This window comes from Acidimicrobiales bacterium (genome assembly GCA_036273495.1).
Classification (GTDB): domain Bacteria; phylum Actinomycetota; class Acidimicrobiia; order Acidimicrobiales; family JAJPHE01; genus DASSEU01.
In genome coordinates this window covers 1-10,162 of record DASUHN010000023.1, presented here as the reverse complement: position 1 = coordinate 10,162, position 10,162 = coordinate 1, and the positions used below count along the sequence as shown (strand labels likewise).

12 protein-coding genes are annotated in these 10,162 nt (G+C 72.0%); 6 read left to right on the top strand and 6 right to left on the bottom strand.

Annotation, left to right across the window (positions count from 1 at the left end):
• The coding region (locus tag VFW24_01065; GenBank protein ID HEX5265339.1) for a hypothetical protein at window positions 1-548 on the top strand (548 nt) is incomplete at its 5' end.
• Here the strand turns inward: VFW24_01065 and VFW24_01060 are convergent.
• Window positions 538-1,455 carry a LysR substrate-binding domain-containing protein gene (locus VFW24_01060; GenBank protein ID HEX5265338.1) on the bottom strand — a complete coding sequence of 306 codons (918 nt, stop codon included), beginning with the start codon at window positions 1,453-1,455 and terminating at the stop codon, window positions 538-540. The genes VFW24_01065 and VFW24_01060 overlap by 11 nt on opposite strands.
• Window positions 1,456-1,590: 135 nt before the next feature.
• Here VFW24_01060 and VFW24_01055 point away from each other — a divergent pair, with 135 nt between their 5' ends.
• The 5 genes from VFW24_01055 to VFW24_01035 are packed head-to-tail and all read left to right on the top strand — an operon-like array spanning window position 1,591 to window position 5,684.
• Window positions 1,591-2,391, top strand: a complete 801-nt coding sequence (locus VFW24_01055; GenBank protein ID HEX5265337.1) for a hypothetical protein — start codon at window positions 1,591-1,593, stop codon at window positions 2,389-2,391.
• Between the two features lie 32 nt (window positions 2,392-2,423).
• Window positions 2,424-4,223: a fumarate reductase/succinate dehydrogenase flavoprotein subunit gene (locus VFW24_01050; GenBank protein ID HEX5265336.1), complete on the top strand. Its 1,800-nt coding sequence runs from the start codon at window positions 2,424-2,426 to the stop codon at window positions 4,221-4,223.
• Window positions 4,220-5,023: a succinate dehydrogenase/fumarate reductase iron-sulfur subunit gene (locus tag VFW24_01045; protein HEX5265335.1), complete on the top strand. Its 804-nt coding sequence runs from the start codon at window positions 4,220-4,222 to the stop codon at window positions 5,021-5,023. Before VFW24_01050 ends, VFW24_01045 begins: the two co-directional genes overlap by 4 nt.
• Before the next feature lie 52 nt (window positions 5,024-5,075).
• Window positions 5,076-5,426 (top strand): SCP2 sterol-binding domain-containing protein, encoded by a 351-nt coding sequence (locus VFW24_01040; protein ID HEX5265334.1) that lies wholly within the window; start codon window positions 5,076-5,078, stop codon window positions 5,424-5,426.
• 48 nt (window positions 5,427-5,474) lie between these two features.
• The gene (locus VFW24_01035) at window positions 5,475-5,684 is read left to right on the top strand and encodes a hypothetical protein (GenBank protein HEX5265333.1); all 210 of its coding nucleotides are present in this window, start codon (window positions 5,475-5,477) and stop codon (window positions 5,682-5,684) included.
• Window positions 5,685-5,700: 16 nt separating this feature from the next.
• Here VFW24_01035 and VFW24_01030 read toward each other — a convergent pair whose 3' ends face one another.
• The 5 genes from VFW24_01030 to VFW24_01010 all read right to left on the bottom strand — a co-directional run.
• Window positions 5,701-6,696 (bottom strand): malate dehydrogenase, encoded by a 996-nt coding sequence (locus VFW24_01030; GenBank protein HEX5265332.1) that lies wholly within the window; start codon window positions 6,694-6,696, stop codon window positions 5,701-5,703.
• A gap of 2 nt (window positions 6,697-6,698) precedes the next feature.
• Entirely contained in the window at window positions 6,699-7,913 is a 1,215-nt protein-coding gene (locus VFW24_01025) for an NADP-dependent isocitrate dehydrogenase (GenBank protein ID HEX5265331.1), read from the bottom strand.
• A gap of 56 nt (window positions 7,914-7,969) precedes the next feature.
• Window positions 7,970-8,830: a methylenetetrahydrofolate reductase gene (locus VFW24_01020; GenBank protein ID HEX5265330.1), complete on the bottom strand. Its 861-nt coding sequence runs from the start codon at window positions 8,828-8,830 to the stop codon at window positions 7,970-7,972.
• 14 nt (window positions 8,831-8,844) lie between these two features.
• Window positions 8,845-9,690 carry a tetrahydrofolate dehydrogenase/cyclohydrolase catalytic domain-containing protein gene (locus tag VFW24_01015; protein ID HEX5265329.1) on the bottom strand — a complete coding sequence of 282 codons (846 nt, stop codon included), beginning with the start codon at window positions 9,688-9,690 and terminating at the stop codon, window positions 8,845-8,847.
• A 5-nt stretch (window positions 9,691-9,695) separates the two neighbouring features.
• A partial coding sequence (locus VFW24_01010) for a bifunctional phosphoribosylaminoimidazolecarboxamide formyltransferase/IMP cyclohydrolase PurH (GenBank protein ID HEX5265328.1) occupies window positions 9,696-10,162 on the bottom strand: 467 nt, incomplete at its 5' end.

Sequence of the window (10,162 nt, the reverse complement as noted above, 5' to 3'; positions counted from 1 at the left end):
CCCTCGAGATCACCGTGCCGGTGCGCGGACGCGGCGGCGCCACCTTCTACAACGTCGTCGTCGGCGGGCAGCCCTCGACCGTGGTGTGGAACGGGGGGGTGCCCCTCGGCCTCATCGGCCACGGCGCCCTGGTGGCCGGGCGGGTGGACGTCTCCGTCGACAGCTCGGGCTCCACCTGGGCCCTCGACGGCGCCGAGCGGATCGTGGCCGCCGGGACCTACCACGCCGCCGCCCCGGTGGCGGTGGGTCAGTCCGGCCTGGCCCGGCCCGAGGACAGCGCCGACTTCAGCGCCGGGAGCGGCGCGGCGGTGGTGACGACCGGGGGCGCCACCGTGCACCGCGACCCCGGCGCTCTCCACCTGGTGGGGCCGGGGGCGCTCGTGCTCGTCGGATCGCTCCAGGTCAGGACCGGCTCCGGGACGACCACCGCCGGCCGGGTGGTCCTGGCCCACGGCTCGTTCGACGTCGACCTGGTGCCGGGCCCGGGGGGGATCTCGGTCCGGGCCACCCTCGAGGGCCCCGTCACGACCACCGCCGCTACAGGGTGAGGCCGGCCGGGGTGGCCCCGGGCCAGCCCTGCCCCTCCAGCAGCGCCTCCATCTCGGCCCGGAAGGCCGCCGCCGCCCGGGACACCGAGCGGTCCCGCCGCCGGGCCAGGCCGATGGTCCGGCGCAGGTCGGCGGGCTCGAAGCGCACCGTGCGCAGCTCGGGGTGGCCCGCCGCCACGATGCTCGGCACCACGGCGGCGCCGATGCCGGCGGCCACCATGGCCAGCACCCCGTCCATCTCCCCGCCCTCGGTCGACAGCACCGGATCGAACCCGGCCCGGTTGCAGGCGGCGAAGGTGGCCGTCCGCAGGTCGTAGCCCTCCCGGAACATCACCAGGGGCACCTGGCGGAGCTCCTCCACCGCCAGGGACCGACGCCCGGCCAGGCGGTGGCCGGGCGCGGTCACCAGCACCAGCTCCTCCGACGCCACCGGCGAGGTCTCCAGCCACTCCTGGCGGAGGGGCAGGATCACCAGCGCCAGCTCCACCTCGCCCGACTCCAGCCTGGCCACCAGCCCGCCGGAGCCCTCCTCGAACAGGCCCACGGTGACGCCGGGGTGGGCGGCGTGGAAGCGGGCCAGCACGGCGGGGAGCAGGACGGTGCTGAGGCTGGGGGTGGCCCCGAGCGCCAGCCGGCCCCGCCCCAGGGCGTCCAGCTCCCGCACCAGGTCGGCCGCCTCGTCGAGGTCGGCCAGGACCCGGCGGGCCAGAGGCAGGAGCACCTCCCCGGCCTGGGTGAGCGACACCCCGCCCGGTCCCCGGTCGAACAGCCGGGCGCCGAGCGAGGCCTCCAGCTTGCGCACCTGCGAGCTCACCGACGGCTGGGCCACCCCCAGCCGGGACGCCGCCCGGGTGAAGTGGCGGTCCTCCGCCACCGCCACGAAGTAGCGCAGCTGGTGCAGCTCCACCGTCCCATCATAGGGCTGTCATAGGCATTAACTATTGACAACAGTGTCAACATGTCTTGGACTTATCGACCGGCTCCGTCTTAGGGTGCGGTTCACGAGAGGACGAGCACACCCGGCGATCCATGGGGAGGGCGCATGGCGGTAGCCGCCATTCCGGCGGGGCAGGGAGTCAGGCCGGCGGTCAACCTGCGCGTGGACAGGTGGTGGCTGCAGCCGGCGGTGACCTTCGGCGTGCTCCTGGCGTTCGTGATCTACGCCACCTGGGCGGCGTTCTGGCCCCACGACTTCGTGGCCATCACGCCCCACGGGAACCGGCTGCTGAGCCCCTTCTACTCGCCGTGCATCACCAGCCACTGCGGCCCGGGCAACCTCGGGACCAGCTGGCACCTGGTGTCGTGGTGGCCGATCTCGGCCGCTCTCCTGGTCCTCCCGTTCCCCCTGGCCTTCCGGGCCACCTGCTACTACTACCGCAAGGCCTACTACCGGTCGTTCTGGCTGTCCCCGCCGGCGTGCGCCGTGCCCGAGCCGCACAAGCGCTACACCGGCGAGACCCGCTTCCCGCTGCTCATCCAGAACATCCACCGCTACGCGTGGTACTTCGCCATCCCGCTCCCGCTCATCCTGTTGTGGGAGGCCATCAAGTCGCTGGCGATGCACCCCGGGGTCGGCGTGTCGCTGGGATCGCTGGTCCTGTTCGTCAACGCCATCCTCCTCGGCCTCTACACCGTGTCGTGCCACTCGTGCCGCCACATCTGCGGAGGCCACCTCAACGCCTTCTCCAAGGGCCCGACGCGCTACTGGCTGTGGCGGCAGGTCACCAAGCTCAACGTCCACCACATGGGCCTGGCGTGGATCTCGCTGGTGTTCGTGGCCGCCACCGACGGCTACGTGCGCCTGGTCGCGGCCGGCGTGTTCCACGACCCGAGGTTCTTCTGATGCTGATCAGCTCACTGTGAGGCGGTGCTGACATGGCCGAGATCGAGATCCACGACTTCGACGTCGTAGTCGTGGGCGCCGGCGGCGCCGGGCTGCGGGCCGCCATCGAGGCCAAGGCCAAGGGGGCCCGCACCGCCATCGTCTGCAAGTCGCTCCTGGGCAAGGCCCACACCGTGATGGCCGAGGGCGGCATCGCCGCCGCCATGGGCAACGTGTGGTCCGAGGACAACTGGCAGGTCCACTTCCGCGACACCATGCGCGGCGGCAAGATGCTCAACAACTGGCGCATGGCCCAGATCCACGCCCAGGAGGCGCCCGAACGGGTGCTGGAGCTGGAGGAGTGGGGCGCCCTCTTCGACCGCACCAAGGAGGGCCTGATCAGCCAGCGGGACTTCGGCGGGCACCGCTACGCCCGCCTGGCCCACGTCGGGGACCGCACCGGCCTCGAGATGATCCGCACCCTGCAGCAGCGCGCCGTGTCCCAGGACATCGACGTGTTCATGGAGTGCAAGGTCCACCAGCTGCTGAAGGACGGGGACCGGATCGCCGGCGTGCTGGCCTACTGGCGGGAGAGCGGCCGCTTCGTGCTGTTCCGGGCCAAGGCCGTGGTCCTGGCGACCGGGGGCATCGGCAAGGCGTGGCAGGTGACCTCGAACTCCTGGGAGTACACGGGTGACGGGCACTCGCTGGCGCTGTGGGCCGGCGCCGACCTGATCGACATGGAGTTCATCCAGTTCCACCCCACCGGGATGATCTGGCCCCCGTCGGTGCGGGGCCTGCTCGTGACCGAGTCGGTCCGGGGAGACGGTGGCGTGCTGCGCAACACCGAGGGCCGGCGCTTCATGTTCGACTACATCCCCGAGGTCTTCGCCGCCGAGACGGCGGACTCCGAGGCCGAGGGGGACCGGTGGTACGACGACCACATCAACAACCGCCGTCCCCCCGAGCTGCTGCCCCGCGACGAGGTGGCCCGGGCCATCAACTCCGAGGTGAAGGCGGGCCGGGGCACCGAGCACGGCGGGGTGTACCTCGACATCGCGTCCCGGCGCTCGGCCGACTTCATCCGCCGCCGGCTGCCCTCGATGTACCACCAGTTCAAGGAGCTGGCCGACGTCGACATCACAACCTCGGCGATGGAGATCGGGCCGACCTGCCACTACATGATGGGCGGGGTCAAGGTCGACGCCGACACCGAGCAGTCCACGGTGGGGGGGCTGTTCGCCGCCGGGGAGTGCGCCGGGGGGATGCACGGCTCCAACCGGCTCGGCGGGAACTCGCTGTCGGACCTGCTGGTCTTCGGCCGCCGGGCCGGGATGCACGCCGCCGAGTACGCCGCCGGGCTGGGGTCGGAGCCGAAGGTCGACGACGCCCTCGTCGACCAGCTCATGACCGACGCCCTGGCCCCGTTCGAGCGTGACGGCGGGGAGAACCCCTACACGCTTCAGCAGGACCTCCAGGCCACCATGCAGACCCTGGTGGGCATCATCCGGGTGAAGGACGAGCTGGAGGACGCCCTCGACCGGATCAACGAGCTGAAGGAGCGCTCCCGCAAGGTCACGGTGGAGGGCCACCGCCAGTACAACCCGGGCTGGCACCTGGCCCTCGACCTCGAGTCCCTGCTCACCGTCTCCGAGGCGGTGGCACGCGCCGCCCTGTCCCGGGAGGAGTCCCGGGGCGGCCACACGCGGGACGACTTTCCGAAGCCCGATCCGGAGTGGGGGAAGGTCAACAACACCGTGCGGCGGAAGGGGGAGGGCATCTCCCTCACCCAGGAGCCCCTGCCGCAGATGCCCGACGAGCTGAAGGTTCTGTTCGAGGAGCCAGCCAAATGACCGATACCACGACCCGAGCGCAGTCGGCACCGGCGTCCTCGCCGGCGGGCGCCCCCGCCACGGTGACCATGAAGGTGTGGCGCGGCGACGCCGACGGTGGTGACTTCCAGACCTTCGAGGTCGAGGCCCGCGAGGGCGAGGTCGTCCTCGACGTGATCCACCGCATCCAGGCCAACCAGGCCAACGACCTGGCGGTGCGCTGGAACTGCAAGGCCGGCAAGTGCGGGTCCTGCAGCGCCGAGATCAACGGGCTGCCCCGGCTCATGTGCATGACCCGCATGAGCGTCTTCGAGCCCGGTCGGGAGATCACCGTGGCGCCGATGAAGACCTTCCCGGTCATGCGCGACCTGGTCACCGACGTCTCGTTCAACTACGAGATGGCCAGGAAGGTACCCCCGTTCGCGCCCCGGCCGGCGGACCCCGACGGCAAGCGGCGCATGGCCCAGCGGGACGTGGAGCGCAGCCAGGAGTTCCGCAAGTGCATCGAGTGCTTCCTGTGCCAGAACGTCTGCCACGTGATCCGGGACCACGACGAGAACAAGCCCGCCTTTGCCGGCCCCCGGTTCCTGATGCGCCTGGCCGAGCTGGAGATGCACCCCCTCGACACCGCCGACCGCGTGCCGCTGGCCCGGAAGGAGTTCGGGCTCGGCTACTGCAACATCACCAAGTGCTGCACCGAGGTGTGCCCCGAGCACATCCACATCACCGACAACGCCCTGATCCCGATGAAGGAGCGGGTCGTGGACCGCTACTTCGACCCGATCACCCGGCTCGGGCGCGCCATCCGGCGCAAGAAGTAGCGGGCGGGGGCGCGCCACGGCCCGGTTCCTCAGCGAGGAGTGGATCGCCGGGATGGACCGGGCGGCAGCGGGGAGCGAGGCCCTGCGCCGGGCCACCGCAGGCGTGCGGGTCCGCATCCAGCAGGTCGTGCGCGACGGGACCGACGAGCGCTGCTACGTGGTGAGCGTGGACGACGGGCTGGTCAGGGTGCGCGCCGGACGCGAGCCGGACGCCGAGGTGGTCGTGACCGAGGACGCCGCCACCGCTGCGGCCGTGGCCCGGGGGGAGCTCAGCGCCCAGACCGCGTTCATGACCGGGCGCATCCGGGTGGCCGGGGACATCCCGGCCCTGCTCGCCTGCTACGAGGCGCTGGGCGGGGCCGACGACGCCTTTGCCGGGGTCCGGGCCGTCACGACCTGGTGAGCAGCGGTACCCTGGGCTGCCGACATCGACCAGGAGGGGGAACGGCCCGTGGCCCTGACCGAGGTGATCGACGACCAGACTCTGCAGCGGTACCGGGAGCTCTCGGACGCTGAGGACGCCGCTTTCGACGAGCTCGAGCACGCCTACGAGGACGGCGACCGGGCGCACTTCGAGGCGGATCTGGCGTCCTGGCAGGCGGCCGTCGAGAAGAGGCTGGCCTACCTGCGCCGCCTCGGTCTGATCGAACCCGGGACCTGATCCCCCGGGCCGGGGTCTAGCGACCGATCAGGTCCCGGACCTCGGCCCGCTCCTGCTCCAGCTCCTCGGTGGTGATGCGGACCCGCTCCCGGGCGAACGCGTCCAGCTCCAGGCCCTCCACCACCTCCCAGCCACCCTTGCCGTCGCAGCGCAGCGGGTAGCCGAACACGAGCCCCTCGGGGATCCCGTACTGGCCCTGGCTGACCACGGCCAGGGAGACCCAGTCCCCCGCCGGCGTCTCGGTCTCGGCGCTGACCACCGAGTCGATGGCGGCGTTGGCCGCCGAGGCCGCCGAGGACGCCCCCCGCGCCTCGATCACCGCCGCCCCCCGCTTCTGCACGGTGGCGAGGAACTCGCTCTCGAGCCACGCCCGGTCCCCGATCACGTCCGGGGCCGGCCGGCCCGAGACGCGGGCGTTGGTGAAGTCCGGGAACTGGGTGGTGGAGTGGTTGCCCCAGATGGCCAGGTTGGTGACCTCGCTGACCGGCACCCCGGCCTTGCGGGCCAGCTGGCTCTGGGCCCGGTTCTGGTCCAGCCTGGTCATGGCGAACCACCGCTCCGCCGGCACCTCCGGGGCGTTGCTCCGGGCGATCAGGCAGTTGGTGTTGCACGGGTTCCCCACCACCAGGACCCGCACGTCGTCGGCGGCGTGGGCGGCGACGGCCTGGCCCTGGGGCCGGAAGATGCCCCCGTTGTTGGCGAGGAGGTCCCGGCGCTCCATCCCCTGCTTGCGGGGCAGGGCGCCGACCAGGAGCGCCCACGACGTGCCGTCGAACGCCGTGGCCAGGTCGGAGGTGGCCACCACGTCGGCCAGGAGCGGGAAGGCGCAGTCGTCGAGCTCCATCACGACCCCGTCGAGGGCCTTCATGGCCGGCTCGATCTCGAGCAGCCGCAGGACCACGGGCTGGTCGGGACCGAGCAGCTGGCCCGAGGCGATGCGGAAGATCAGCTGGTAGCCGATCTGCCCCGCCGCCCCGGTGACGGTGACCTGGACCGGCTTGCGGGCGGCCACGCTCAGCCCACCGCCTTGCCGAGGTTGGCGTCGAGGGCGTCGAGGAAGTCCTCGGTCGTCAACCAGGACTGCTCGGGGCCGACGAGCATGGCCAGGTCCTTGGTCATGAGGCCGGACTCCACCGTGTCCACGCACACCTGCTCCAGCGCGTGGGCGAAGCGGGACAGCTCCTCGTTCCCGTCCAGCTTGCCCCGGAACGCCAGGCCCCGGGTCCAGGCGAAGATCGAGGCGATCGGGTTGGTCGAGGTCCTCTCCCCCCGCTGGTGGGCCCGGAAGTGGCGGGTCACGGTGCCGTGGGCCGCCTCGGCCTCGCAGGTCTGGCCGTCCGGGGTCATGAGCACCGAGGTCATGAGGCCGAGCGACCCGAAGCCCTGGGCCACGGTGTCGCTCTGGACGTCCCCGTCGTAGTTCTTGGCCGCCCACACGTAGCCGCCCTCCCACTTCATGGCCTGGGCCACCATGTCGTCGATCAGCCGGTGCTCGTAGGTGAGCCCGGCCGCCTCGAAGTCGGCCTTGAACTCGGTCTCGAACACCTCCTGGAACAGGTCCTTGAAGCGGCCGTCGTAGGCCTTGAGGATCGTGTTCTTGGTCGACAGGTAGACCGGGTAGCCCCGGTCCAGCCCGTAGCGGAGGCTGGCCCGGGCGAAGTCCCGGATCGACTCGTCGTAGTTGTACATCCCCATGGCGATGCCCGGGCCCGGGTAGTTGGCCACCTCGAACTCCATGGGCCGGCCCCCGTCCTCGGGCACGAAGGTCATGGTCAGCCGGCCCGGGCCGGGCACCACGAAGTCGGTGGCCCGGTACTGGTCCCCGTGGGCGTGGCGGCCGATCACGATCGGCTTGGTCCAGCCCGGGACCAGCCGGGGGATGTTGCGACAGATGATCGGCTCCCGGAAGACCACCCCACCGAGGATGTTGCGGATGGTCCCGTTGGGGGACTTCCACATCCGCTTGAGGCCGAACTCCTCCACCCGGGCCTCGTCGGGGGTGATGGTGGCGCACTTCACCCCGGCCCCGTGCTGCCTGATGGCGTTGGCGGCGTCGATCGTCACCTGGTCGTCGGTGGCGTCCCGGTGCTCGATGCTGAGGTCGAAGTACAGCAGCTCGATGTCGAGGTAGGCCAGGACCAGCTTGTCCTTGATGAACGCCCAGATGATGCGCGTCATCTCGTCCCCGTCGAGCTCGACGAGGGGGTTGGCTACGGGGATCTTCGGCACGGGGCGGACTTTACCGGGGGCCCGCAGCCCCCCACCCCGGCCTCACTCCGGCCCGGCTAGCCCCGGGTGGCCAGGCCCAGCCCGGCGTAGATCTCCCTGGTCACCGTGGACTGGTTGAGGGTGTAGAAGTGCAGGCCCGGGGCCCCCTCGGCCAGCAGGCGCTGGCAGAGGTCGGTGAAGATCTCGACCCCGGCCCGGCGCACGTCGGCGGGGTCGGGACCGGCGGCCTCGAGGCGGGCCGCCATCTCGGGCGGGACCGGGGCCCCCATCGCGGCCATCCGCGGGATCGACCGCAGCGAGGTCACCGGCATGATCCCCGGGATCACCGGCTTGTCCATCCCCAGGCGGCCCAGGTCCTCGACCAGGCCCAGGTACTCCTCGGCGTGGAAGAAGAACTGGGTCACGGCGAAGTCGGCCAGCGCCAGCTTCTCGGCCAGGAAGGCCCGGTCCGAGGTGAGGTCCGGGGAGCGGGGGTGGCCGATGGGGTGGGCGGCCACGCCGATCGAGAAGCCCCCGACGGCCCGGGCCAGCTCGACCAGCTCGATGGCCTGGGCCAGCTCCCCCTCGGCGGCGTCGGGGTCGGACGGCGGGTCCCCGCCGAGGGCCATCAGGTTCTCGACGCCCGCCTTGCGCAGGTCGACGAGGATCTCGGCCAGCTCGAGGCGGGTGTGGGCCACGCAGATCAGGTGGGCCATCGGGACGAGCGTGGTGGTGCGGAGGATGGCGGCCACCAGCTCGGTGGTGGGGTGCCGGGAGGAGCGCCCGCCCCGGTAGGTGATCGAGACGAACGAAGGGGCGAGGGGCTCGAGGTCCCGCAGGGTGCGCACGAGCTGCTGGCGCTCCTCGTCGGTGCGCGGCGGGAAGAACTCGAACGAGAAGGTGCGGCCGGCGGCCAGCAGGTCGGAGATCCTGGTCACGGTGGGTGACCAGGCTACCGCCGCCGCTCCGCCGCCTCGACGGCGTTGCGCATCAGCATGGCCACGGTGGTGGGTCCCACCCCGCCGACCCGGGGGGTGATCCACCCCGCCACGTCCTCGACCGACTCGTCGACGTCGGGAAGGAGCTTGCGCCCGGAGTAGCGCACGCCGGCGCCGACCACCACGCTGCCCGGCCGGACGTGCTCGGGCTGGATGATCCCGGGGACGCCGGCGGCGGCCACCAGGATGTCGGCCCGGCGGGTGTGCTCGGCCCAGTCCGGCACCCCGGTGTGGACCACGGTGACGGCGGCGTTGGCGGTGGGCCGCTTCTGGGACAGGAGCAGGGCCAGAGGCCGGCCGATGGTGACCCCCCGGCCGAGGATGACCACGTGGCGCCCGGCCACGGGCACGTTGTAATAGGCCAGCAGGGACTCGATGCCGCCGGGGGTGCACGGCACCGGGGCCGGCATCGAGAGGGCCAGGCGGCCCATGTTGAAGGGGTGGATCCCGTCGACGTCCTTGTCGGGGTCGATGGCCGCCACCGCCCGGTCGAAGTCGATGTGGTCGGGCGGCGGGTACTGGAAGAGCATGGCGTCGACGGCCGGGTCCTCGTTGAAGGCCCGGACGGCGGCCTCGACCTGCTCCTGGGTGGCGTCGGCGGGCAGGTGGGTGTGGAACGAGAGCATGCCCAGCTCGGCCGCCTTCTCCTGCTTCATGCGGATGTAGCCGGCGCTGGCCGAGTCCTCGCCCACCAGGAGGGTGGCCAGGCCCACGGTCTTGCCGGCGGCGGTCAGCTTCTCGACCCGGCGGGCCACCTCCTCGAGGACGGCGTCGGCCACCGGGCCGCCGGGCATGAGCACGGCGCTCAATGCCGGAAGTGCCTCTCGCCCGTGAGGACCAGGGCCAGGCCCAGGTCGTCGGCCACCGCCGTGACCTCGTCGTCGCGCAGCGAGCCGCCCGGCTGGATGACGCCGGCCACGCCGCCGGCGGCCACCGCCTCCAGGCCGTCGGGGAAGGGGAAGAAGGCGTCGGAGGCGGCGGCGCCTCCCTTGGCCCGGCCGGCGGCCTTGCGGACCGCGATCTCGCCCGGCTCCACCCGGTTCTGCTGGCCGGCGCCGATGCCAACCGCCTGGCCGTTGGCCACCAGGACGATGGCGTTGGACTTGGTGTGGGCGCAGACCCGCCAGGCCAGCTCGATGTCCCGCCACACCTCCTCGGTGGGCTCGGACCTGGTGGCCACCCGCCAGCTGTCGCGGGCGGCCAGGAAGCGGTCGGGGGCCTGGACGAGGAAGCCGGCGTCGACCGGCTTGTAGTCGAAGCGGACCGGGCCGG